Source organism: Sulfitobacter sp. F26169L (assembly GCF_026410285.1).
GTDB lineage: Bacteria > Pseudomonadota > Alphaproteobacteria > Rhodobacterales > Rhodobacteraceae > Sulfitobacter.
The window spans coordinates 92,778-117,595 of record NZ_JAPMLP010000001.1 but is presented as its reverse complement, the minus strand read 5'-3'; the positions used below and the strand labels follow the sequence as shown (position 1 = coordinate 117,595).

Annotated in this window: 25 protein-coding genes; 5 read left to right on the top strand and 20 right to left on the bottom strand. The window is 57.0% G+C overall.

What is annotated here, in order from left to right:
- Positions 1 to 112: 112 nt before the first annotated feature.
- Positions 113 to 724, bottom strand: coding sequence for a VOC family protein (locus tag OS189_RS00535; RefSeq protein WP_267165332.1), 612 nt, complete (start codon positions 722 to 724; stop codon positions 113 to 115).
- 174 nt (positions 725 to 898) lie between these two features.
- On the opposite strand from OS189_RS00535, the gene OS189_RS00530 reads away from it, so the two are divergent.
- A complete protein-coding gene (locus OS189_RS00530; RefSeq protein WP_267165331.1) occupies positions 899 to 1,591 on the top strand; it encodes a phage tail protein in 693 nt (230 codons plus the stop codon).
- Positions 1,592 to 1,639: 48 nt separating this feature from the next.
- Here OS189_RS00530 and scpA read toward each other — a convergent pair whose 3' ends face one another.
- Together scpA and OS189_RS00520 are read right to left on the bottom strand one after the other, a co-directional pair.
- Positions 1,640 to 3,784: a methylmalonyl-CoA mutase gene (gene scpA, locus OS189_RS00525; RefSeq protein ID WP_267165330.1), complete on the bottom strand. Its 2,145-nt coding sequence runs from the start codon at positions 3,782 to 3,784 to the stop codon at positions 1,640 to 1,642.
- Complete coding sequence (locus tag OS189_RS00520; RefSeq protein ID WP_267165329.1) at positions 3,732 to 4,769, bottom strand: hypothetical protein; 1,038 nt, start codon at positions 4,767 to 4,769, stop codon at positions 3,732 to 3,734. Before OS189_RS00520 ends, scpA begins: the two co-directional genes overlap by 53 nt.
- Positions 4,770 to 4,868: 99 nt before the next feature.
- On the opposite strand from OS189_RS00520, the gene OS189_RS00515 reads away from it, so the two are divergent.
- Positions 4,869 to 5,321, top strand: coding sequence for a DUF4174 domain-containing protein (locus OS189_RS00515; protein WP_267165328.1), 453 nt, complete (start codon positions 4,869 to 4,871; stop codon positions 5,319 to 5,321).
- 49 nt (positions 5,322 to 5,370) lie between these two features.
- Here OS189_RS00515 and OS189_RS00510 read toward each other — a convergent pair whose 3' ends face one another.
- From OS189_RS00510 to OS189_RS00480, 7 genes are all read right to left on the bottom strand, one after another.
- Complete coding sequence (locus tag OS189_RS00510) at positions 5,371 to 7,416, bottom strand: acetyl-CoA carboxylase biotin carboxylase subunit (RefSeq protein WP_267165327.1); 2,046 nt, start codon at positions 7,414 to 7,416, stop codon at positions 5,371 to 5,373.
- Positions 7,417 to 7,520: 104 nt separating this feature from the next.
- Positions 7,521 to 7,727, bottom strand: coding sequence for a hypothetical protein (locus OS189_RS00505; RefSeq protein ID WP_267165326.1), 207 nt, complete (start codon positions 7,725 to 7,727; stop codon positions 7,521 to 7,523).
- Between the two features lie 298 nt (positions 7,728 to 8,025).
- On the bottom strand, positions 8,026 to 8,373 hold the full coding sequence (locus tag OS189_RS00500) for a hypothetical protein (RefSeq protein ID WP_267166032.1): 348 nt from the start codon (positions 8,371 to 8,373) through the stop codon (positions 8,026 to 8,028).
- Between the two features lie 78 nt (positions 8,374 to 8,451).
- Positions 8,452 to 8,598, bottom strand: a complete 147-nt coding sequence (locus tag OS189_RS00495; protein ID WP_267165325.1) for a hypothetical protein — start codon at positions 8,596 to 8,598, stop codon at positions 8,452 to 8,454.
- A gap of 214 nt (positions 8,599 to 8,812) precedes the next feature.
- Positions 8,813 to 9,214, bottom strand: a complete 402-nt coding sequence (locus tag OS189_RS00490; protein ID WP_267165324.1) for a DUF6497 family protein — start codon at positions 9,212 to 9,214, stop codon at positions 8,813 to 8,815.
- A gap of 16 nt (positions 9,215 to 9,230) precedes the next feature.
- Positions 9,231 to 9,494, bottom strand: coding sequence for a DUF7218 family protein (locus tag OS189_RS00485; protein ID WP_267165323.1), 264 nt, complete (start codon positions 9,492 to 9,494; stop codon positions 9,231 to 9,233).
- 110 nt (positions 9,495 to 9,604) lie between these two features.
- Positions 9,605 to 11,137, bottom strand: a complete 1,533-nt coding sequence (locus OS189_RS00480; RefSeq protein WP_267165322.1) for an acyl-CoA carboxylase subunit beta — start codon at positions 11,135 to 11,137, stop codon at positions 9,605 to 9,607.
- A 206-nt stretch (positions 11,138 to 11,343) separates the two neighbouring features.
- On the opposite strand from OS189_RS00480, the gene OS189_RS00475 reads away from it, so the two are divergent.
- Both OS189_RS00475 and OS189_RS00470 read left to right on the top strand, forming a co-directional pair.
- Positions 11,344 to 12,588: a multidrug effflux MFS transporter gene (locus OS189_RS00475; RefSeq protein ID WP_267165321.1), complete on the top strand. Its 1,245-nt coding sequence runs from the start codon at positions 11,344 to 11,346 to the stop codon at positions 12,586 to 12,588.
- A gap of 58 nt (positions 12,589 to 12,646) precedes the next feature.
- The gene (locus tag OS189_RS00470; RefSeq protein ID WP_267165320.1) at positions 12,647 to 14,047 is read left to right on the top strand and encodes a helix-turn-helix domain-containing protein; all 1,401 of its coding nucleotides are present in this window, start codon (positions 12,647 to 12,649) and stop codon (positions 14,045 to 14,047) included.
- Here the strand turns inward: OS189_RS00470 and OS189_RS00465 are convergent.
- The 9 genes from OS189_RS00465 to OS189_RS00425 all read right to left on the bottom strand — a co-directional run bounded on the left by OS189_RS00465 (position 14,044) and on the right by OS189_RS00425 (position 23,288).
- The gene (locus OS189_RS00465) at positions 14,044 to 14,766 is read right to left on the bottom strand and encodes a thermonuclease family protein (RefSeq protein ID WP_267165319.1); all 723 of its coding nucleotides are present in this window, start codon (positions 14,764 to 14,766) and stop codon (positions 14,044 to 14,046) included. The two genes, OS189_RS00470 and OS189_RS00465, sit on opposite strands and share 4 nt — an antisense overlap.
- Before the next feature lie 115 nt (positions 14,767 to 14,881).
- A complete protein-coding gene (gene betA / locus OS189_RS00460) occupies positions 14,882 to 16,540 on the bottom strand; it encodes a choline dehydrogenase (RefSeq protein ID WP_267165318.1) in 1,659 nt (552 codons plus the stop codon).
- Positions 16,540 to 16,758 carry a DUF6552 family protein gene (locus OS189_RS00455; protein ID WP_267165317.1) on the bottom strand — a complete coding sequence of 73 codons (219 nt, stop codon included), beginning with the start codon at positions 16,756 to 16,758 and terminating at the stop codon, positions 16,540 to 16,542. Before OS189_RS00455 ends, betA begins: the two co-directional genes overlap by 1 nt.
- Before the next feature lie 32 nt (positions 16,759 to 16,790).
- On the bottom strand, positions 16,791 to 18,242 hold the full coding sequence (betB, locus tag OS189_RS00450; protein ID WP_267165316.1) for a betaine-aldehyde dehydrogenase: 1,452 nt from the start codon (positions 18,240 to 18,242) through the stop codon (positions 16,791 to 16,793).
- A gap of 94 nt (positions 18,243 to 18,336) precedes the next feature.
- On the bottom strand, positions 18,337 to 19,521 hold the full coding sequence (locus tag OS189_RS00445) for a BCCT family transporter (protein ID WP_267165315.1): 1,185 nt from the start codon (positions 19,519 to 19,521) through the stop codon (positions 18,337 to 18,339).
- A gap of 76 nt (positions 19,522 to 19,597) precedes the next feature.
- Positions 19,598 to 21,106, bottom strand: coding sequence for a choline-sulfatase (gene betC / locus OS189_RS00440; protein ID WP_267165314.1), 1,509 nt, complete (start codon positions 21,104 to 21,106; stop codon positions 19,598 to 19,600).
- 3 nt (positions 21,107 to 21,109) lie between these two features.
- Positions 21,110 to 21,679 (bottom strand): choline-binding transcriptional repressor BetI, encoded by a 570-nt coding sequence (betI, locus tag OS189_RS00435; RefSeq protein WP_267165313.1) that lies wholly within the window; start codon positions 21,677 to 21,679, stop codon positions 21,110 to 21,112.
- A 70-nt stretch (positions 21,680 to 21,749) separates the two neighbouring features.
- Complete coding sequence (locus OS189_RS00430) at positions 21,750 to 22,652, bottom strand: DMT family transporter (RefSeq protein WP_267165312.1); 903 nt, start codon at positions 22,650 to 22,652, stop codon at positions 21,750 to 21,752.
- A gap of 36 nt (positions 22,653 to 22,688) precedes the next feature.
- Complete coding sequence (locus tag OS189_RS00425; RefSeq protein ID WP_416237431.1) at positions 22,689 to 23,288, bottom strand: LysE/ArgO family amino acid transporter; 600 nt, start codon at positions 23,286 to 23,288, stop codon at positions 22,689 to 22,691.
- Between the two features lie 301 nt (positions 23,289 to 23,589).
- Here OS189_RS00425 and OS189_RS00420 point away from each other — a divergent pair, with 301 nt between their 5' ends.
- On the top strand, positions 23,590 to 23,838 hold the full coding sequence (locus OS189_RS00420) for a hypothetical protein (protein ID WP_267165310.1): 249 nt from the start codon (positions 23,590 to 23,592) through the stop codon (positions 23,836 to 23,838).
- A gap of 131 nt (positions 23,839 to 23,969) precedes the next feature.
- Here the strand turns inward: OS189_RS00420 and OS189_RS00415 are convergent, their stop codons facing one another.
- Complete coding sequence (locus OS189_RS00415) at positions 23,970 to 24,716, bottom strand: YebC/PmpR family DNA-binding transcriptional regulator (protein ID WP_267165309.1); 747 nt, start codon at positions 24,714 to 24,716, stop codon at positions 23,970 to 23,972.
- Between the last annotated feature and the right edge of the window lie 102 nt (positions 24,717 to 24,818).

The following is a 24,818-nucleotide window of genomic DNA, read 5'->3' as shown; positions in this document are numbered from 1 at the left end:
AGATGCGGGTCATCCACATCTGCCCGTCAGCAGTATGCCCTAACTGTGCCAAACAACCCGCCAATGCAAACAACAATCGCCGACACACCGTTTGAACCTGTCACCGAATTGATCACGATAATGTCGCGGCACCTTGTGGCACAGTAAGTTGTGCGGTCAGCGCAGCGGCGCCACAGGTGAAGGAAATCCGCGCATCAGCCAGGAACGGGGCAAGCAGCGCACCCAGTTCTGCCGCCTGCGGGTGGGACACATTCAAACCGGTCAACGCACACCCGTGTTGCGTCAGACGCGGCGCAGGATGCGCATCGCCCAACCATTCGATCAGCGCTGGCGCGCAATTATCAAACGGCAAAATCCCGTTTTCCGGAACAGCCATACGCCAGCGCAGATCACCACGCTGCAAATCTACCGGTGTTCCAAAACCTTTGGGCAATCGGGCCAGTGCTCCATCCAGATCATCACACCGGCAAATCCAGTTTGTCAGACGTGGCGGCCCTGCAAACCTGTCCAGATCAAACCAGCGCGCGCGCGCCGGTTCCGGCGCTGCCGGATTGATCGCAATCGCTTCCAGATATAGACCGTCCGCAAGGCCCAGCAGTGAATTGTGGGTATGAAATACAGCATGCTCACCCCCAGATTGTAACGGCACCCCCAGCAGGCCCTCCACATGCGCTGTCACCTCGCCAAGGGTTCTTCCCGATACCGCGATGTGATCCAGTTCCATGAAACCTCCGTCATGACTTGTGTGTCGCTCGTAGCTGCTGTCAAACAGCTTAAGGTAAACCGGCGCGCACGCCAATCAGAAGCGCCAAATCCTACGCAAAGTTTATTCGCGATTTCGCACTGACAATTTCAAGACCGTAAAGGTTTGACACACGCCGTCCCCCACACGCTATAGTTGACCGGCGTCACATTTGAAGGCGTTTTGCCATTTTGGCGAACAATAATCGGAGAATATATGTTTAATTTGAAAAAATTCGCAGTATGTGCAGCGCCTTTGGCACTTGCGATTGCAATTAGTACACCGACAAAAGCCCTCGCTCAGGAGGTCTTTATCGGCGAGATCAAACTGGTCGGGTATACGTTTTGCCCCAGAGGCTATGCCAGCGCAGAAGGCCAGCTGCTACCTATTTCGCAAAACACTGCACTGTTCTCACTTTACGGCACCACCTTTGGTGGCGATGGTAGAACAAATTTTGCGTTGCCGGATTTACGCGGTCGCACACCGATCGGAACGGGCAATGGTCCGGGATTGATTTCTGCCCCACTCGGAGATAAAAGCGGTGCCGATTTACAGACATTGTCGATCTCCAACTTACCACCCCATAATCATCAGATGCAGGTGAACAATCTGGCGGATGGTGCGGACAAAGCGCGTCCGGCGACAGATTATCTGGCGGTCCCGAGCTATAACAATCCCAACAATCCTGCCGAAAATATCAATATCTACTCAGACACCCAATCAGGTGAAACTATGGCAACCGATGCGATCACCAATACCGGTCTAGGTCAGGCATTTGATAACAGGATGCCCTTTACCGTCATGCGGTATTGCGTGGCCCTACAGGGTATTTTTCCGTCGCGTAGCTGATCGGATGAAACAGGCCCGCCGGACATTTCTGTCAGGCGGGCTATTTGCTTAGCTCCGCGCTTTACGAATAAGCTTGAGAATGTCCTGCGCTGCGGCGGGAATATTTGTACCCGGCCCAAAGATAGCCTTAACCCCCGCGTCATAAAGATACTGGTAATCCTGCTGCGGAATAACACCGCCACAGATAACCAGAATATCCTCCGCTCCTGCATCCTTGAGGGCTTTGACAAGCTGCGGTGCCAGCGTCTTGTGCCCCGCCGCTTGCGAGCTGATGCCGATGACGTGCACGTCATTGTCCACGGCGTCTTGCGCTGCTTCGGCCGGGGTCTGGAACAGGGGGCCAACATCCACGTCAAACCCGATGTCGGCAAAGGCGGTGGCAATCACTTTTGCACCGCGGTCATGTCCGTCCTGCCCCATCTTGACGACCAGCATCCGCGGGCGGCGGCCCTCGGCCTCGGCGAACTCCTCAACCGATTTTTGAATGGCGGCAAAACCTGCGTCGCCCTCATAGGCGGCGCCATACACGCCAGCCAGTGTTTTCACCTCGGCGCGGTGGCGTCCGAATTCATCTTCCATGGCCATGCTGATTTCTCCCACTGTGGCACGGGCGCGCGCGGCCTCGACCGCCGCTTCCAACAGATTTCCACCTTCTTTTGCACGGCGGCGCATTTCTGCAAGCGCTGCTGTGCAGGCGTCTTCATCACGGCTGCTGCGGATTTTTTTCAACCGCCCGATCTGGCTGTCGCGAACGGCCACATTGTCGACATCCAGAATATCGATCGCGTCTTCCTTGTCGCGGCGGTATTTGTTCACACCTACAATTACATCGGTGCCACGGTCCTGCCCCGCCTGCCGCTGGGCTGCGGCCTCTTCAATGCGCAGCTTTGGCATGCCGGATGCAACGGCCTTCGTCATGCCACCCATTTCCTCGACCTCTTCGATCAACTCCCATGCCGCCTCTGCCAGATCATGGGTCAACTTTTCGACATAGTAAGACCCCGCCAGCGGATCGACCACATTTGTAACACCGGTTTCTTCTTGCAGGATCAACTGGGTGTTGCGCGCAATACGGCTGGAATTTTCTGTCGGAAGGGCAATCGCCTCGTCCAGCGCGTTGGTGTGCAGGGACTGGGTGCCGCCCAAAACGGCACTCATTGCCTCGTATGCGGTGCGGATGACGTTGTTGTAGGGGTCCTGCTCTTGCAGACTGACGCCGGATGTCTGGCAATGGGTGCGCAGCATGGATGACTTGGGGTTCTTCGGCTCGAACTCCTCCATGATCCGGCTCCACAACAGACGCGCAGCGCGCAGCTTCGCGGCCTCCATGAAAAAGTTCATGCCGATGCAGAAGAAAAAGCTCAGACGCGGGGCAAATTTGTCCACATCCATACCCGCAGCAATTGCCGTGCGCACATACTCGCGCCCGTCCGCAAGGGTGAACGCCAATTCCTGCACCAGATTCGCGCCAGCCTCCTGCATGTGATAGCCGGAAATCGAGATCGAGTTGAACTTCGGCATCTCGTTGGCGGTGTATTCGATGATATCCGCAATAATTTTCATCGATGGTTCAGGTGGGTAGATATAGGTGTTGCGCACCATAAATTCTTTGAGAATGTCGTTCTGGATCGTACCCGACAGAACCGCGCGGGAATGGCCCTGCTCTTCTCCTGCGACGATAAAGTTCGCAAGGATCGGGATCACCGCGCCATTCATTGTCATCGACACGCTGACCTTGTCCAGCGGGATGCCGTCAAACAGAATTTTCATATCCTCGACGCTGTCGATCGCCACGCCAGCCTTGCCTACATCCCCTTCGACACGCGGATGGTCGCTGTCATAGCCGCGGTGGGTGGCCAGATCGAAGGCGACCGACACACCCTGTTGTCCCGCCGCCAGAGCGCGACGGTAAAACGCATTCGACTCTTCGGCTGTGGAAAAGCCTGCATATTGGCGGATGGTCCACGGACGCCCTGCATACATCGTGGCCTTCACGCCGCGCGTGTATGGCGCCTGCCCGGGAATGCCACCCAGATGATTCACATCTTCCAGATCCTCGGCGGTATACAACGGAGAGACATCAATGCCTTCCAGTGTCTTCCACGTCAGATCATCCAGAGAGCGGCCGCGCAGTTCTCCTTCAGCCAGTTTGCGCCAGTCGTCCTTGGAAGCGGGGGTCGGTTTGTTGGTCATGGGTTTGTCCTTTTGTCAGTACCCCCGCCGGCAGGCTAAAGCCTGCTCTTTCGCGGGAATGATCCTCGGTCAGTGTTGCAAGCCCATCCGCACCAGCGGTGAGCCACATCATATCATCGGCGTAAGCCTCACGCAGGGCTGCTGCCTGCGTTTGCGAAAACGGGTTCCAGCGCCCCTCGCCCTGCACAAGATGCGCAGGCAGTGCGCTGGCAGGCACGCCGTTTTCGGCCATCTTTTTGCGCAACATCGCCGCGTCCGGTGATCTGTTGAGCCAGCTTTGCGCATGGTTTCGCGGTGCCGCGCTGTTTGTTGCCGCTGCGAGGATCTTATCAGATTGCCCTGCAAATTGTTCAAACGGCAGAACTTTAATTTTGACCTGCGGCAGCGCGCAGGCCATATCGGTAATTACATTGCGCCAGGTACGCGCCGAATCCGCGATCCCGGCGATGCGCCCGGCGTCGGGCACTGTATGTCCACGACCCACGCCATAGGCCGCAACTGATGACCACCACAAATCCTGCGCGCGAATACTCATCACTACACGGTTGATCCGCCCCTCGAATGCAGCATCAAGCCGCGCCATACGCTCGCCGATCGCAGGATAAAGTGTGGCGGACCGCAGACAGGCGCGCGGCGCGCCGATCATGTTTTCCTCACTCACCAGCAGACGGGCTGCACCGGCGCGCATAGCTTGCGCCGCCTGCATACGAATACGCCCCATCGCGCGGCGTTGTAAGTTGCGCCCGTTCATCATTCTTGGCTTGGCGAACAGGCCGGTGAACAGCCCTTTACGCAGCATATACGGTTCCCACAGTGCGGTACCATCGGCCATCAGCACCGCCCTATTGCCGCGCAGATAGTGTTGAAAACTGGTCGATCCGGTGCGATGCGCCCCGACGTGAAGAATGATATCCATAAACCTGACAATGCCTTTGCGCCAATGGGCCACACGCGGCAGCCGTGGAAGGGAAACTGCACAATTCATGCGATAGATTCCCTTGCAGCGGGCTTAATGGTAAAAATGACCGTATGTGCCTTCGCAATTGCCGAAACAACGCTTATATAGGGTAAAGAGGGAGAACTTATGAAACCGTTGCTAGGTGCTGTTATCATTGCAGTTTTTGCCAGCACTGCGCAGGCACAGACATTGTTCTCGCCGGACCTGCCATTGGTGGTGTACGACGCACGTACAACTGATTTAGCTGAATTTAAGTGGAAAAAGCGCCCCGTCATTGTGTTTGCAGACAGTACAGAAGATCCCGCCTTTGTCTCGCAGATGGAATTTCTGGTGCGGCGTGCGGATGATCTGACCGAACGGGACGTTGTCGTGATTGTCGATACCGATCCGGATGCGCGCAGTGCCATACGGCTGCAAATGCGGCCGCGCGGCTTTATGCTGACATTGGTGGGTAAAGACGGCAACGTCACCCAACGCAAGCCATTCCCGTGGAGCGTGCGCGAAATCACCCGCAGTATCGACAAAATGCCGATCCGCAAACGCGAAATCCGCGAGGCCAAGGAAGCCGCCGAGGGGTAACAGCCACGGGCGCAATCGCCCGCGGCAATCGTTATGTCGGGTGTGAAGCTCACTCGAACTCCATGATCACATCATCCACGGCGAGGCTGTCGCCTGCGTCCGCGTTGATCTTGCTCACGATGCCCTTCTTTTCGGCACGCAGGATGTTCTCCATCTTCATCGCCTCAATGGTGCACAGGGCCTGCCCTTCCTGCACTTCGTCGCCGACGGCAACGTCCAGCTTTACAATCAGACCGGGCATCGGGCAGAGCAGCAGTTTCGAAGTATCCGGCGGCGTTTTCACAGGCATCTTACGGGCCATTTCCGCCTGTAGGGGCGTGCGCACATGCACTTTCATATCGGCACCGCGTGTCCGGATACGGAACCCGCCCGAAATTTTACCCACCTTCAGGATCAACGGTGCATCGGCAACATTCATCTGGGCAAGATGATCACCCGGCGTCCAGTCGCCGGAAACGCGCATGACCTTACCATCATCGAATGTCACTGTGGCACCAGCCTGATCCGCGTCGATTGTCACATCAAAGCTGTTGCCTTGCAGGGTGACATTCCATGCGCTGCCGACTTTGCGTTCGTGGTTATCCATACGGCCCGACACGCGCGCGCGGCGGATTTCTGCAACGCGATGCATCGCGGCAGTTGCGGCAGCGATACGGCGCAATTCGCCTTCGCCCAGTTCAACGCCTTCGAACCCGTCTGGATATTCCTCTTCGATGAAGGCTGTTGTCATCTCTCCGGCGACGAATTTCGGGTGATCCATTACCGCGCTCAGGAACGGCAGATTGTGGCCGATGCCTTCTACTTCGAAGCTGTCCAGCGCCACACGCATCCGCTCGATCGCTTCTGCGCGGGTGGGTGCCCATGTACAAAGCTTTGCTATCATCGGGTCGTAATACATGGAGATTTCGCCGCCCTCATAGACGCCTGTATCATTACGCACTGCGGTGTCACCAGCGGGCGCGTCCCCCTGCCACTTATCGTTGTCCAGCAACGGACCTGCCGCAATCTCTTCCGGCGGGCGATAACGTGTCAGCCGCCCGATAGAAGGGAGGAACCCGCGATAGGGGTCTTCGGCATAAAGGCGGTTTTCAATTGCCCAACCGTTGATCTGCACGTCTTCCTGTTTGATCGTCAATTCTTCGCCATTGGCAACGCGGATCATCTGCTCCACCAGATCCACCCCGGTGATCAGTTCGGTGACAGGATGTTCCACCTGCAAACGCGTGTTCATCTCGAGAAAGTAAAAATTCTTGTCGCCATCAACAATGAACTCAACCGTTCCGGCACTGGTATAGCCCACCGCCTGCGCCAGCGCGACAGACTGCTCGCCCATCGCCTTGCGGGTTGCTTCATCCAGAAACGGGCTGGGCGCTTCCTCGACCACTTTCTGGTTGCGGCGCTGGATCGAACACTCACGCTCGTTCAGGTAAATCCCGTTGCCGTGGGCATCGCAAAGCACCTGAATTTCGATGTGGCGTGGCTGTGTCACAAATTTCTCAATAAAGATGCGATCATCGCCAAAGGAATTTGCCGCTTCGTTTTTGGACGACTGGAACCCCTCGCGCGCTTCTTCATCATTCCACGCGATGCGCATCCCCTTGCCCCCGCCGCCGGCAGACGCCTTGAGCATCACCGGATAGCCGACCTCGTTAGAGATTTTTACAGCCTCATCCGCATCCGCAATCAGTCCCATATATCCAGGGACGGTGTTTACACCTGCTTCCTTGGCGATCTTCTTGGAGGTGATTTTATCCCCCATCTTTTCGATAGCCCCCACCGGAGGGCCGACAAACGCCACACCGGCCGCGCTCAGCGCCTCGGCGAATTTGGAGTTTTCGGACAGAAACCCATACCCCGGATGAACCGCCTGCGCGCCAGAGGTTTTGACCGCCTCCATCACTTTGTCGATGACGATATAGGACTGGTTGGCAGGGGGCGGGCCGATGTGGATCGCCTCGTCCGCCATCTGGACGTGCAGCGCCTGTTTGTCGGCGTCAGAATAGATCGCAACAGTCTGGATACCCATTTTGCGCGCTGTCTTGATAACACGGCAGGCAATCTCGCCCCGGTTGGCGATCAGTATTTTGTTAAACATATGCAGGGCCCTTATGACTGAAAAAGAGGTTGTTGAAACGCACAAGACCGCGCAGGCACAGGGCCTGCACGGTCTTTGCATTGTAGAGTGTTGCAGTGCCTGAATCAGTTACAGCGCACCATATTCGCTTGGCAGGCGAGAACGTTTGCCCCTGCCCCGATAGCCGCACCTTTGGCGAGCTTGCCACCTGTGACTGCTGCGGCGCCTGCGCCGATAGCTGCGCCGCCAAGCGCCTGTTCGCCGATGTTTTTGCCACAAGCAGTAACGAGCGCAAGTGCCGCAAATGCAAGTGTAACTTTACGAAGCCCCATGACATTTTTCCTTTTCTTAAATTTCCTCTGGCAGAAACGCCGGAACAACAGAAACGCTCCAGCCCACCTTCCGGATACAATCTGAAAAGGACGGGCAGCATAGCTTTTGTGTGCGCCTGCTGCCCGCCAAAGGGAGGGATGTGGTTCTGAAGTGCGCTGCGTTCGGGGGCAAACCCCGATTGCACCGCGTGAACGACTCTGCGTGCGAAACGCTGCGCGCGATAGTCCCCATTTAAGGGGAGAAGGTTCTCGGCCAAGGTCTGCTTGAATACAGGATGGGTGGGCGAAATCATGCCGGTCACGCCTCTATGATGTGGGGAAATGACTGGCGCGCAGCGTTTACATCAATCACCAGCATTGCTTCGTAATGCGCAGGATCAAAGGGATCGGTCGCGGGAATGACTTCGCGTCCGAATAGCCAAGACAGGCGCCCCGCATCCAGATTGCCCCGCTCGAACGGCTGATCGCCGAAATTTTCCCACAACGCTTTAAAAAATGCTTCATCAGCCCGCCGGTCTGGTGCGCGCCGGTCGGGGCGCCGCTCGCGGCGGGTGATTTCGGTTGCCCCTTTCGGGTTTGCACGGCGCAATGTGAACTGGAAATCCGTTCCCGCCAGACGGCCGGGAAAGCCGCGGTGCTTCAGCATGTATGCTAGTGCCATGCCACGCCCTCCGCGATGGGAGGTGCGGTCAGGACGGGCGCTGCCGCCCGTCCTGTCAGTAAGTTATTTGTACTTGCCCGTGAAGACGGGTTCTTGGCTGATCGGCTCTGGATCAACCACGACAAATTCTTCGACCTGCTGCTCGCGCGCACAGGCGGCAACGACGACCATAAGGCCGAGCATTCCCAAAAGCTTGATGTTCTTCGACATCTGTATCTCCTGTCACTTGTTGTACGGGTCCGGCCTGTGTAGCCGGCATTATAGCCCGCATTGGATGCAAGCCGCACAGACATGCGGCCCGTGGCCATCTTATCCAACTGCGCAGCATGTAGATATGTGGATAAATCTGTGGACAAATTCTGTGACTCCAAAGTCGCAATAGCAGGATCGCATGAGGGTCGCGCCGCAAGATATTGTGCAAGCATCAAAAATCGTCCCATATGCAGACCCCGTTTTCAGGGCGAAAAGATTCAAAATACTGGGTTGCATCGGGATCGGGCTGGCCGAATTCGGTGATCCGGTCCATGAATGAAATCACAATCCTGTCCCCGTTCAGCGCGTATTCGGCAACGTATGGCAGGGCGAGATTCTCGCACAGGTGCATCATATCCTGCCCTGCAACGTCGTAGGTTACCTGCCCGTCGCCCGCTGCTATCTGCGGCGCCAGAAAACGGAAACGCAGATAGGTTACCGTGTCTTGGTCATCAATCAGGACCTCGTGCAAAACAATCTTTTGGCCCGACGGCACCTCTGCTGCACCGGCCAGCACTGGAAAGCACAGGACCGCCGCAGCGAAACACCAGCGCATAACGATGGGGCGGATCATGCCGCGCCCCCCGCTGTCAGCTGTTGCGCAAGGCTTTGATCAATTCCGCCTTGTTCATATCCGAGCGCCCGCTGATTTCCAGCTCCTGCGCCCTTTCGTACAATGCGTCCTTGGTCCAGTCTTCGTAGGGTGATGCGGCCCCACCCTTTTCTGAAGGCGACTGGCTGTCGCTGGCCTGTGCGTTTGCAATCCGCGCGGCCTTCTCCTTCGACGCGCCGTCCTCGCGCAGCGCCTCGTAGGTTTCGTCGTCCTTGATAGAATTGCCGTGGTCCTTGGTCATCGCATTCTCCTTTCGGGGTCAACGATGCGCACAAGGTAGCGGTTCCGGCATCGTGTAGATGCCGGTGCGCCAAACACCTCAAAAGGATCACATCCAGCATGGCCGTTCCTCTAGAGCGGAATGTTGTCGTGCTTTTTCCACGGCCTTTGCGTCTTCTTGTTGCGCAGGCTCGCGAAGGCACGCGCCACGCGTTTACGCGTCAGGCTCGGCTGGATCACTTCGTCGATGAATCCGCGCTCCGCTGCAACAAACGGGTTGGCAAAGCGGGTTTCGTAATCCGCCGCGTGCTTTGCAATTTTCTCGGGATCGCCAAGGTCGGCGCGGTGAATGATCTCGGTCGCCCCTTTGGCCCCCATCACGGCAATTTCGGCGGTGGGCCAGGCATAGTTAAAATCGGCCCCCAGATGCTTGGACGCCATAACATCATATGCACCGCCGTAGGCTTTGCGTGTGATGACAGTTACCAGCGGCACGGTCGCCTCGCCATAGGCAAACAGCAGCTTCGCGCCGTGTTTAATTACGCCGCCATATTCCTGCGATGTGCCGGGAAGGAAGCCGGGAACGTCAACAAACGTCAGGATCGGGATTTCGAATGCGTCGCAGAAACGCACAAACCGCGCCGCCTTGCGGGAACTGTCAATATCCAGAACACCGGCCAGCACCATCGGCTGGTTGGCAACAATACCAACAGTGCGGCCCTCAATCCGGATGAAGCCGATGATCATGTTTTTGGCGAAATCTTCCTGAATTTCGTAAAAGTCACCTTCATCCGCAACTTTCTGGATCAGTTCCTTCATATCGTAAGGCGTGTTGGCGTTTGCAGGCACGAGCGTGTCCAGCGAAGGTTCCTCCCGGTCCGGCGTATCAAAGAACGGGCGGACGGGGGGCTTTTCGCGGTTGTTTGCTGGCAGGTAGTCCACCAGACGGCGCACTTCGGCCAATGCCTCTACATCGTTTTCAAACGCAGCATCGGCAACAGATGATTTACGCGTGTGTGTGCTGGCCCCGCCCAGCTCTTCTGCGGTGACCTGTTCGTTGGTCACAGTCTTGACCACGTCAGGGCCGGTCACAAACATATAAGAGGTATCTTTAACCATAAAGATAAAGTCGGTCATGGCGGGAGAATAGACAGCCCCGCCCGCGCAAGGCCCCATGATAACGCTGATCTGCGGGATCACGCCGGATGCCTCGGTGTTGCGGCGGAAAATCTCGGCGTAGCCTGCAAGGCTGTCCACACCTTCCTGAATACGCGCACCTCCGGAATCGTTGATACCGATGACCGGCGCGCCGTTCTGCACTGCCATATCCATGATCTTGCAGATTTTGTTGGCATGGGCGCCGGAAACGGACCCGCCCAGAACCGTGAAATCCTGCGAAAAGACGTAAACGAGGCGGCCGTTGATAGTGCCCCAACCCGTCACCACACCGTCACCAGCGGGCTTTTGCTTTTCCATGCCGAAATCGGTGCAGCGGTGAGTAACGAACATGTCGAATTCTTCGAACGATCCCTCATCAAGCAGCAGATCAACCCGCTCGCGTGCGGTCAGCTTGCCGCGGGCATGTTGCGCGTCAATTCGCTTTTGCCCTCCGCCAAGGCGCGCATCGGCGCGGCGTTCGTCAAGCTGTTGCAGGATATCTTTCATGGCAGGCTCCTCCCATCGGAATACTTACTCGCCTTGTAGACCAGTGCAGAGATCAGACAAAGGTCGATTTAGCAAATTTGCAAATAGTTTTCAGAAGTTTCTTTGCAAATTGCAAATCAGCTAATTTTCGAGTGACCTTCCGTCACTTCGGCCCAACCCATAATACTTAACTAGACAAGCATGATCGGGCGGTCTACCTCTGGGTGATGCAAGATATCCGATCAGATCTGCGCCCTGTCAAAATCGGCGACCGAAGATCCCCGCCCCACATTGTGACCCTCATTCTGCTTGCCGGCATGTCCGCTTGCGTGATGAACATGTTCCTGCCCAGCCTTCCAGCCATGTCAGAGCATTTCGAGACCGATTACGCAGTGATGCAGCTTTCGGTTGCAGTTTACCTCGCGTTTTCCGGACTGCTACAGACCTTTATCGGGCCGATTTCGGATAGATTCGGCCGCCGTCCCGTAACCCTCTGGGGTATTGGTATTTTTATGCTGGCGACAGCCGGTTGCATCTTTGCCCCCACGATCGAAGTGTTTTTGACGTTCCGCATGATGCAGGCAGCGATTGCAACCTCTATGGTGCTTAGCCGTGCTGCGGTGCGCGATATGTACAGTCAGGATCGGGCGGCGTCGATGATCGGGTATGTAAGCATGGGCATGGCCGTGGTGCCGATGATCAGCCCTGCAGTCGGTGGTATTCTGGACGAACTGCTTGGCTGGAAATCCGTATTCTGGGCGCTTCTGCTGATGGGGGCCGGCACATGGTTGTTAGCATGGTACGACATGGGCGAAACGGCAATTCCCTCAAATAAATCACTGACTGCACAATTCGGCGAATACCCCGAATTGCTGCGTAGCCCTCGGTTTTGGGGGTATGCACTCGCCTCCGGGTTCAGTTCGGGCGCATTCTTTGCCTATTTAGGCGGTGCACCCTTCGTCGGACAGGTTGTGTTTGGCATGTCGCCAGCGACGCTCGGGTTTTTCTTCGGCGCACCTGCAATCGGCTATTTCGCAGGTAATTTCATCACTGGGCGCTTTACAACGCGCTATGGCGTGAACCAGATGGTATTGTGGGGCTGCGTTGCCAATGCTGCGGGAAGCGCGATTTCGTTATTGATTTTTCTTACAGGGCACGGCTCTCCTTTCAGCTTCTTTGGGATGATGACATTGGTGGGGCTCGGCAATGGAATGGTGATCCCCAACGCAACCGCAGGCATGCTGTCGGTACGCCCGCATCTTGCGGGAACGGCATCGGGCCTTGGTGGTGCGATAATGATCGGCGGCGGCGCGGGCCTTAGTGCATGGGTTGGTGTATTGCTAACCCCCGAAACCGGTGCTTATCCGCTGTTATGGATGATGCTGATTACTGCAATTTTGGGTCTGTTCGCGATCCTTGCCGTAATGCGTCGCGAACGCACGATTGGTATCACGCCGCAATCTCCCTTGTGAGAATTGCTTTGCAAAGTTAACTGTTCCCACACGAACACTTTGCAAAGGACGTGCTCCTATGGCTACTCAGAAACTATATGCGGGGGCAAAGCTGCGCGAACAGCGCCTGCGTATCGGGCACACGCAAAAGGATTTTGCCGCGCGCCTTGGTGTTTCTCTGCCGTATCTCAACCAGATGGAAAACAACAACCGTCCGGTGTCGACCACGGTTGTGCTGGCGCTGGCGTCCGAATTCGGCATGGACGTTACCGAACTCAGCTCGGGTGATAGCGAGCGGCTGGCAAGTGATATGCAGGAAGTGCTGGCGGACCCGCTGTTTACGGGCGAATCCCCGCCGCTGGCAGATGTGCGCCTTGCCGCTTCCAATGCGCCGGGGCTGGCGCGCGCCTTTATCGCGCTGCATCAGGGATACCGTCAGGCCCAGGAACGCCTCGCCTCGCTGGATGAGGCACTAGGCCGCGAAGATTCCCGCGCCACGCCTAGCCCGTGGGAAGAAGTGCGCGATTTCTTCCATTACTGTGACAATTATATAGATGCCGTCGACCGCGCCGCAGAACGGTTTGCATCACAAGCCAGCGAACCAGCGCAGATGCGAAGTCTTGCGATAGATGCGTTGGCTGTGTCCGGCGTCAGCGTTGTGTTCAGCGATATGGATTCCCTTCGCCTGCTCGAGCCGGATGGCAGAGTGCTTCACATCTCGTCGCGCGCGCAGCCCGAAACCCAGACATTCCAGTTGCTGCTGCAAGTGGCCCTGCGCCAGCACAATGAACTGCTGGACGCCACGCTTGATCTGGCGCGATTTCATTCGGATGCGGCACGCGATATCGCCAAAATCGGTCTGGCGAATTATTTCGCGGGGGCTGCCCTGTTACCCTACCGTCTGTTCCAGACCCACGCGCAGGAATGCCGCCACGATCTGGAAGTTTTGGCGCGCTACTTCGGCGCATCTATCGAACAGGTGGCCCATCGGCTGTCCACCCTTCAACGCCCCGGCGCAAAGGGTCTGCCGTTTTTCTTTGTTCGGGTGGATCAGGCAGGTACGATCACCAAGCGCCACTCGGCTACGCGGCTGCAATTTGCGCGCTTTGGCGGGGCCTGCCCGCTATGGAACGTGCATCGCGCGTTTGAAACACCTGCCCGCTTTTTGCGCCAGCTGGCCGAAACGCCGGACGGGGTGCGCTATATTTCGATTGCGCGTGATATATCCAAATCCGGTGGCCGGTTCGGTGCGCCGACCCGCCGCTTTGCCATCGCATTGGGGTGTGAGGTGCGGCACGCCTCGCAACTGGTATATGCCGACGGTCTGGACCTTGGCCGCGACAGCGCGTTTGAACCTATCGGAATTTCCTGTCGGATATGCGCGCGCAAGAACTGTCACCAACGCGCTGTGCCGCCGCTTGAGCGTAACCTTGTCGTTGATCCCGACCGCCGTGATGTTTTGCCTTACCGCGTGGACTAACGCTGCGCGGGCCGCCAGCCTGCCGCCTGCGCCGCACCGGCAGAGCAAAACCACCGCTCGCCCTTGGCGATATTGATTCGTGTGCGCGCGTAAAACCGCTGTCCCGGCTGGTGATAAATCCGTTCTCCATCCGCGCTGATGTTGCCCTTTATCACGCATTTCCCATCGGATGGGGGGCGCTGGGAAATGCGTTTTACGCGGGATTTGCGGTGCTCGGACGGGGTTTGAACACGTACGGCGTGCAAACCCCGATTAACTGCTGCTGCGGACCGCTCGATCGCAACGTAGTCGTCACCATATTCTACATAGGCAAATGCCATACCTTCACGCACCAGCCACGCGCCGACATCCTCGCCCAGCGCACTACAGCGCGCCACCGTGCGTCCGTAACGATCAATATCAACCGCCTCACAGCGCGCAATCGCGCCGCTGTAGCGGTCCTTGACCACCTTGGTCACCCAGCCCCCGCAGGCCCAGTCCTTACCCTGTTGCGTGCGGCACATCTGGTCGTTTTCCACCGCATCGATTGCATGCAACCTGATGGTGGTGCCGGCAACCTCGAAAGTATCACCATCAATGACACGGATCGGACCAGACAATCCCCCCTCGCTCATGTTGGCGCGCAGCACACCGCCCGACAGCCAGACCGCGGCACAGGCAAACACCGCCAGCACCACAAGGCGCCAGCGAAGCGAAAAGTATGAAAATGAATCAGCCATTACAGCCGCGTATGCAGAGTGTTCATCCCCGTATGCTATCGCAAACGAGGCAAAAGGTTAACAAAAAGTTAACAAATGGTTAACGAAATCAGCGGGTTTTGCTTTTCTGCGACAGTTACCGTTGTTTCGTTTCCCATTCGGGATGAATCCACGGCACATCGTTACTAGGTGCCAGCGGCGCTTTGCCCAGCACGTGATCAGCCATCTTTTCCCCCACCATGATCGACGGCGCGTTCAGATTGCCGTTTGTAATGCGCGGAAATACAGAGCTGTCCACAACGCGCAAACCTTCCACCCCGATCACGCGGCCATGGCTGTCTACCACCGCATCCTTGTCATCCGCGCGGCCCATCTTGCAGGTGCCACAGGGATGATAGGCGCTTTCGGCATGTTCGCGCACAAAGGCATCAATCTCGGCATCTGATTGCACATCGGCACCGGGCTGGATTTCATGTTTCACGTATGGCTTGAACGCATCCTGTGCAAATATCTCACGGGTCAGCCGTACGCAGCGGCGCCACTCCTCCCAATCATCGGGATGGGACATATAGTTAAACAAAATCTTCGGATCATCCGCCGGATTGGCAGAGGCTAGCGATACCCGGCCGCGCGACTTAGACCGCATCGGCCCGACATGCGCCTGAAACCCGTGGCCCTCCGCCGCTGCCTGTCCGTCATAACGAACCGCAATCGGCAGGAAATGGTACTGGATATCGGGGTAAGGGATACCCGCGCGCGACCGGATGAAGGCTGCGCTTTCAAACTGGTTTGACGCGCCCATACCTCTTTTGGAAAACAGCCACTGTGCGCCGATCGCGGCTTTGGAAACGAGGTTCCAGTAGCGATAGAGCGTGATTGGCTGGCTGGCAGCCATTTGCATGTAGACTTCCAAATGGTCCTGCAAATTGCCACCCACCCCGGGCCGGTCCGCAATCACGTCTATGCCATGCTCTGCCAGATGTGCCGCGGGGCCGATGCCGGACAGCATCAAAATCTTGGGGGAGTTGATGGAGGATGCTGCAAGGATCACTTCCCGGCGCGCGCGGATTGTTTCGGTTTTGCTGCCGCGCTTCACCTCGACACCAACGGCGCGCCCCTCCTCGAACACCACACGCTGCGCCAAGGCACGGGTCAACGTGACGTTGTCGCGTCTCAGCGCGGGGCGCAGATAGGCATTGGCCGCCGACCAGCGGCGCCCGTTATACACGGTCTGCTCCATCGGGCCGAAGCCTTCTTGTTTCTCGCCGTTATAGTCATCGGTGGCCTCGTATCCGGCCTGCTTTCCGGCAGCGACAAACGCCTCGAATAACGGGTTCTCGCGCGGTCCACGGCTCACGTGCAGCGGACCGTTCTTACCGCGCCAATACGCGTCGCCACCGTGACCATTGTCATGCCATGTTTCCATCCGGCGGAAATACGGCAGCACATCGGCATAGCTCCATCCGTCCGCGCCCTCATCGCGCCAGTGATCATAGTCCAACGCATGGCCGCGCACATAGACCATCCCGTTAATCGACGACGATCCGCCAACCACCTTGCCACGCGGACACACCAGCTTGCGTCCACCCAAATGCGGCTCGGGCTCGCTCAGATACCCCCAGTCATAACGCTTCATGTTCATCGGATAACTCAGCGCGGCAGGCATCTGGATAAACGGACCTACGTCGCTGCCCCCATGCTCGATCACCAGCACAGATGCGCCGGCTTCCCCCAGACGGTAGGCCATCGCACAACCGGCGCTGCCAGCACCCACAATTACAAAATCAGCGTCCATCAGTTTGCACTCAGATATCCGGCGAGCAGGGAAACGAACGCCCCCACATGCACCACCATTATTGCACGGTCTTTCCACATGACACCGACTGCGAACCACAGTGCGATGCCAATGAAAAAGGCGAATACGTTCCACGGCTGCCAACCCAACCCCGTAAGGCCATAGCCCACAAGCTGCACCGCCGTTGCGATCCATTTTACCAAGTCGACCCGAGACATCCGTGGTTGCGGGGATTGCGGCATGTTCACCATCAGAATGGTGCCTCCATATCGCCCATGCGGACATAGACGGATTTCACCTGACTATAATGTTCGATTGCCGCCTTTGAGTTTTCACGCCCCACACCTGATGCTTTCACCCCGCCAAAAGGCGCTTCGACAGGCGCATCGTTATACGTGTTGATGTAACAGGTGCCGGCCTCAAACGCGGCGGCCACACGATGCGCGCGCGTCAAATCGCGGGTGAATACCCCTGCGGCCAGACCGAATTCGGTATCATTGGCGCGGGCCAGAACATCCGCCTCTTCCTCGAAATCCAGTACCGCCATAACGGGGCCGAAAATCTCTTCCTTGGCGATGGTCATATCGTCGGTCACGTCGGCAAACACACACGGCTGCATGTAGAACCCGTCACCTTCAATCGCTTCGCCGCCATAGACAATCCGCGCGCCCTCTTCGCGGCCCTTGGCGATGTAATCCAGCGCAATCTTCATCTGCTGGTGCGACACCATCGGGCCAAAACTTGTCTCGGGGTCCATCGGATCTCCGATTTTGGCGGTCGCCAGACGTTCGGCCAAACGGGCCAGAAACGCCTCTTTGATGTCTTTATGCACAAACACCCGCGTCCCGTTGGAGCACACCTGCCCCGAGCTGTAGAAGTTGCCCAGTATCGCCCCCGACACCGCATTTTCGATATCCGCATCTTCAAATACGATCAGTGGAGATTTGCCGCCCAACTCCATCGTGACGTGCTTCATGCCTGCGGCCGCCGCGGCATATACTTTGCGCCCCGTAGGCACAGATCCCGTCAATGACACCTTATCCACGCGGCTGTCGGTGACCAGCGCCGCCCCCACATCGCCAAGACCCTGAACAACATTGTACAGACCGGCAGGCAGCCCCGCCTCGTGCAAAATTTCGGCGACCTTCAGCGCGCAGAGCGGCGTTGTTTCGGATGGCTTGAAGATTACCGAATTGCCACAGGCCAGCGCGGGTGCGCCTTTCCAGCAGGCAATCTGGGTTGGATAGTTCCACGCCCCAATCCCCACGCAGACACCCAGTGCCTCGCGGCGGGTATAGACCCAGTCTTCTCCCAGCTGGATATGTTCACCCGTCAGGGTCGCTGCCATGCCGCCGAAATACTCAAGTGCGTCAGCGCCCGAAGTTGCATCGGCTACGGATGTTTCCTGATACGGTTTTCCCGTGTCATAGGTTTCCAACACGCTCAGATCGTGATTGCGCTCGCGCATGGTGTCGGCCGCGCGGCGCAGGATGCGGCCACGCTCGGTTCCTGTCATCGCGGCCCATGCTGCTTGTGCATTTTTCGCCGCAGTAATCGCGCGCTCGATAATATCCGGCGTGGCGGCATGAACCGTGGCGATCACCTCTCCCGTTGCCGGATAGATCACCTCGATCGGGGCGCCGTTGGTATCTTCGACGTATTCACCATTAATGAAATGGCTGGCGGTGGGTTGGGTCTGCATGGTCTTTCACTTTCGCGATGTTGCACCGCCCGAAACAGCAGGCGGCGCAGGTTGGTTGGTTCTGTGCGGCACCACATCGGAACCGCACAAAAGTTTATTCAGCAATCGGGCGCGCATCACCTGTAAGCTTTGTAAGCTGCTTGCGTTTCAAGAAGAACAAATAGTTCAGCGCCAGAAGGTAGATCCCGATCACCACCGTGCCGATCCATTCGATTTTCAAGAAATCCCACGTGAACAGCAACGACAGTACAAACAGGCCAATCGCATTGGCAAACACATATGATACGGTGCCGAAACGCTCGGTCGTCAGGTTCAGGTTATCGGTATAAAGGCGGATCAGGCTGTCGAAGGAATTGATCACAAACACGATGCCGACAATCGTCATCGCCCAGTTCGGCAGCCCGTCTGTTCCGATATCGTTGAGGAAGTAGAAATACAGCACCGAAAACCACATGCCGAGCGGGATGGAGGGAAAGATTAACAGCGCGGCAAGTAGTTGCCATGTCTTCAATCCGCCCACAAAGCGCGCGACAAACTGGCCGATCATAATGGACCACGCAAACCACCAGAACAGGTAGAATTCGTGATAGGCCGTCATCGGTGTGATGAATTCTTCGATATTACCGAAATAGCCGCCGATGTTGCTGGCGGTGCGGGTAAAGTCGCCGAGCGACATGCCTGCATTATACCACATATATCCGATCAGACACAAAAACAGCCCTGTCGAACTGACCGACAGAACCCGCACGAATTTAAGATCGGTCGAACTGAATGAAGCGATCAGGATGACAAGGAAACATATCAGATAGAACACTGGCAGGATGGTTTCGCCATCTCCGACCTCAATGATATAATAGGGCATATAGTTGATGAACAGCGCGCCGGTGAAAGCGCAGGTCGCAATGATCACGACGTTGTTCAAAATCTTGACTGCCGGAATTTCGAAAAACTTCACCCGCGGCTCGATTGCGCAGAAATAGAATGTCGTGAGGAAGTAAAACGCCCAGATCAGAAAGCCCCAGAACCCGAATTCAAGCGCAAGCGGGTTCGTGACGCCGTAAGCAGGCTCGGCCACCGTATCGGCATATAGCGGGAAGTCGAAAGCCAGCGGGAACATGATCAGTCCCACATCAAGGCCAGAGGTAAACAGAATGGCGATGAACACATAAAGCGGCATCGGCGTGACGCCTGTGAGCGTCAGGTTCCACCATCTGATTGTACAGAAGGCCACCAGCGCAAAAGCAAGGATCACTCCAAAGGAAATGATTGTGGTTAACATGATTATCCCTATCGTTGTTTTTCGGGTGCTTTATTTTAACAGCGGCCCTCGCACCCTACGAAACCACCGGTATTTATCACTCCCCGCGCGGGAAGCGTTTGTTTTCTTCGAGAACGTTCAGATCCATGTGATTGCGCATATACGCCTCGGATGCCATGCGCAGCGGCTGGTAATCCCACGGGTAATAGCCGCCGCTGCGCAACGCCTCATAGACAATCCAGCGACGCGCCTGTGATTTACGCACATCCGCATCATAGGCCTCCAGATCCCAACGCGCGTCTGCCTTGGCACTGAGCTGCGCCAAGGTGCCCGCGTGCTCCGCCACCTCTGCGAGGTTAGTCAGTTCGTGCGGATCGGATTCCAGATCGAACAGTTGATCAGGGTCCAGCGCGCAGCGGTTGTATTTCCATTTTCCATACCGCAGCGACACCATCGGCGCATAGGATCCCTCGGCGGCGTATTCCATCGCCACGGGTTCGCTGCGTTCTACCCCCTGCCCCATCGGCACCAGTGACTGGCCGGTAGTCCATTCCGAAACTTCATCCATGCTGACGCCTGCCAGATCACAGAGCGTCGGGCAGACGTCGATGTTGCTGACAGGCGTTGTGTGCAGCCCTGCCGCCATCTGCGGCGCACAAATCATCATCGGCACCCGCGACGAGCCTTCAAAAAAGCTCATCTTGAACCACAATCCGCGCTCGCCCAGCATGTCACCGTGATCGGATACGAACAGGATGATCGCCTCTTGGCGCGTATCCTCCAGCGTTTGCAGGATTTCACCTATCTTGTCGTCCAGATAGCTGATGTTGGCGAAATACGCGCGGCGCGAGCGTTTGATGTCGTCTTCGGTGATGTCGAATTCACGCCAGTTGTTGGCGTCGAAAATGCGCTGGGAATGCGGGTCGTGATCGGCATAGTCCATCGCCGGAATTTCGGGCAGCAGGTGCTCGCAGTCAGCGTAGAGGTCCCAGTATTTCTTACGCGCCACGTAGGGATCGTGCGGGTGAGTAAAACTGGCGGTCACACACCACGGGCGTTTGTCCAGACCGCGCGACAGCTCGTAAATCTTGCGTGTTGTCTCGTAGGCGACAGCATCATCGTATTCCATCTGGTTGGTGATCTCGGCCACACCGGCCCCCGTGACACTGCCCATGTTATGATACCACCAGTCAATCCGCTCCCCCGGCTTGCGGTAATCCGGCGTCCAGCCAAAGTCGGCAGGATAGATGTCTGTGGTCAGGCGATCCTCAAACCCGTGCAACTGGTCCGGGCCTACGAAATGCATCTTACCCGACAAGCAGGTGTAGTACCCCGCACGGCGCAGATGGTGCGCGTAGGTGGGAATGGAGGACGCAAATTCAGCCGCATTGTCATATACGCCTGTAGCACTGGGTAGCTGACCCGACATAAACGCCGCCCGTCCCGGCGCGCACAAAGGCGATGCGGTATAGGCGTTTTTGAAGCGGGTCGAGCGTGCCGCAAGCTTTTTCAGATTGGGCGCATGCAGCCAGTCGGCGGGCCCGTCGGGAAAGAGCGTGCCGTTCAACTGGTCAACCATCAGAATCAGGATATTGGGCTGGCTCATTGTCTAGTCCTTTACAAACATATTCAGGGCACGCAGCGCGGTTTGTCTGGCGTTTTCGCCGGTCGTGTCGGCGGACAAGGCTGCGCGCAGATAAAGGCCGTCAATCAGGGCGGCCAGCATATCTGCATGCCTCTGCGGGGTGTTTGTCAACGGGCGTAATGCATGGGTCAGGTTTGAACGCAGGCGCGACTGGTACAGCGTCACCAGCCGGTTCATCTGTGGCTGTGCGGGCGCGCCTGCATAAAGTGTCATCCATGCGGCCACAGTGGCAGGCGCAAAACAGGTTTCATCAAAACTGGCCGTGATGATCGCCTCGGCGCGCTGGCGCGCGGTGGTGGTCGGGGCAAGGCATCGGCGCACTTCGACAGAGTATTCCGTAAGAATATGGCGCATCGCTGCAAGAAAAATCTGCTGTTTGCCGCCAAAGTAGTGATGTGCCAGCGCCGTGGACATGCCCGCCGCTTTGGCGATCTGCCCGACGGTCACATCCAACGACTGCGCGCGCCCGATTTCTTGAATCGTTGCTTTCACCAGTGCGGCACGGCGCACAGGCTCCATCCCCAGCTTTGGCATTAGAATCGGACCGTTCTGAACATGCCGCGCAACGTGCAGGTTTTAGATTGATCGGTCAATCAAGAAAAAATCAACCCTTTGTGGCAGGGGCATCCGGTGTCACGCGGCGGTTTAGCATGGCCTCACGCCACGTTATGAAAAACACCGATCCAAGGATCACAAAGCCGCCCAGCACCACCCAAATGTCAACCGGCTCCATAAACCACAATGCGCCCAGAAGCGCGGCCCAGATCAGTTGTAAAAAAGTGACCGGCTGGGTCACTGTCACAGGTGCGGCGGCAAAGGCCAGCGTCATGGTGTAGTGACCTGCGGTTGCAAAAAATGCCACCCCCGCCAGATACTTGAGCTCTTGCCCTGTCGGTGTGATCCAATCCGCAGCGGCAAAGGGCGCCAAGCCGATGGTCACGAAAACCGCCAGCAGCGCCACAACGATGCCCGGTTTCACTTCGTCGGCCATCACCTTGGCCACCAGATAGCTGCCAGCAAAGACGACAGCTGCGATCAGCATTGCGATATGGCCGCTGCTGACTTCGCGAAATCCGGGGCGCAGGATTATCGCCGCGCCGACGAGACCAATAATCACCGCGATAATACGCCGCGCCGCCAGACGCTCGCCCAGAAAAATGGCAGCGCCAACGGTCACATAGATCGGCGCGAGGTAATTCATCGCGGTCACTTCGGCGATGGGAATACGAACCATGGCGTAAAACCATAATATTACCCCACCCGCGTGGAAAAACCCGCGCACCGAAAACAGCACCCACTGTCGTCGTGTCAGGTGCGCTGTGCGCAGTGACAGCAACGCAGGAATCAAAAACACAAACCCCATTGCATAGCGCAAAAATGCCGCCTCCCCTGCGGGCAGGCGTGGTCCCATGGTTTTGACCAGCGCGGTTACCATAATAAAGCAAAAGCCTGTCACAGCCATCCAGAAGATGCCCATCAACGGGCTTTGTTTTTTTTGCAGCAGCATAGGGTCCGGTCGCAATCCTGTTGGGTAGGTGCGGGGTTAGTGCATCAACAACGTCGCCGCAATGACCCACATGGTCAGCGCGATCAACGCATCCAGCACCCGCCAGCTGACCGGTTTTGCAAAAACAGGCTGCAACAGGCGCGCGCCATACCCCAACGCAAAGAAGAAAACGATGCTTGCCAACACTGCGCCGCTGCCAAATGCCAGCCGGTCGTCATATTGCGCCGAGATCGAACCGAGCAGAACAAGCGTATCAAGATAGACATGCGGGTTGAGCCATGTGAGCGCCAGCAGCGTCAGCAATGTCCGCCCCAGCGACGTGGGCGCGCGGCCTTCGGTGATCAACGCTTCCCCACCCCGCCATGCACTGAGCGCGTTGCGCCACCCATAAACGATCAGAAACGCTGCGCCGCCGTACCGCATGACTGTTTCGAACCACGGCACGTTGTGCGCCAGCGCGCCGAACCCTGCCACACCCGCAGTAATCAGCAACGCATCGGACACACCACAGGTCAGGCAAACCCAGAATACATGCTCGCGCCGCAATCCCTGCCGCAGCACAAATGCATTTTGCGCCCCGATCGCAACGATAAGGGAAAGACTTAGCAGGAAGCCAGGAACAAACGATGACATCATGAGCGGGCCTTTCCTGTCGCGATTATTGCGCGCCTGTGTCCTATGCGCGCACTGCCACCGTGTCGAGGCATGTCACATCGCAATCTATGGCTGCGAAGGCGCTACATGACACATGAGCCAGACGAAAATGGAATTTTTGTAGAAAAGAACTGGTCGAAAACTTCTGCAAAATTTCAATATCTTGCCCGAAATAAAACTTGTTTCGATAATATTTCGTCCGTTCACGTGAAACTGATCGATCTCCCCTAGCGTATATACGTCCGAATGACTATCTGCCCCACAGTGATGAAGGAAACCGCAGATGCCCGATATGATTAAGAAGCTGGAAATCAGCCAAACCGAACTAGAAGTAATCGCAGGCGCACTGGAAACGCAGGCGAAAATCCTGCGGATGCAGGCCAGCGCAGGTGGCAGTGGCGCTATGGCGCGCCTCAACGAGGTAAAACGCGTGCTGGCCAGCATTTCCAGCCAGCGCGAAGTGATCCGCCGAAAACGCAGCAATCAAAACGGTATTTGGGGGCTACTGCGCTCCATGGGTCAGGCAACCTGAAGCGGCCTGATTAATTCCATGCCTAGCGGATCCCGTGCAGCGTGTTTCTATTTCTGAATGTTCTGCATTGAAAACAAAAAGCGCCGCGGCATTAGATGCCGCGGCGCTTTTTGCGTAGCCTTCCCTGCGGGTTAGTCTCCCAGCGCGGCCATTACCTCGTCCGAGGCTTCGAAATTCGCGGTTACGCGCTGCACATCGTCATCGTCTTCCAACGCGTCGATCAGCTTCATCAGCTTTTCCATACCTTCAAGGTCAAGCTCGGTTGTGGTGGTCGGACGCCAGATCAACTTCGTACTGTCGCTTTCGCCCAAAACCGCCTCAAGTGCGTTGGATACTTCGTTCAGATCGGTGTCGGCACAATAGATCACGTGCCCGTCTTCGCTGCTTTCGACATCTTCCGCACCCGCCTCGATGGCGGCCATCATTACGGTGTCGGCATCCCCGACTTCGGGCGGATAGGTCACTTCGCCCTTCCGGTCGAACATGAACCCAACGCTGCCGGTTTCGCCAAGATTGCCGCCGTATTTGGTAAAGGTAGAACGCACAGTTGATGCCGTGCGGTTGCGGTTGTCCGTCATCGTTTCGACGATCACTGCAACGCCGTTGTTACCATAGCCTTCATAACGGATTTCTTCGTAATCCTCCGCATCGCCCCCGATAGCTTTCTTGATCGCGCGATCGATGTTGTCCTTGGGCATGGAGGCCTGCTTGGCCTCCTTCACGGCAAGGCGCAGGCGCGGGTTTTTATCGGGATCTGGGTCGCCCATCTTTGCAGCGACGGTGATCTCCTTGGAGAATTTCGAGAACATCTTGGAGCGCAGCTTGTCCTGACGCCCTTTGCGATGTTGAATATTTGCCCATTTGGAATGGCCTGCCATGTATGTCTCCGACAATTCTGATTTGCGTCTCTATACGTCACAGCGGCGTCATTCTTCAAGTAGGCTGCTGCGTCGCGCTCGCAGTTGAAGGCCCCCGCGCGA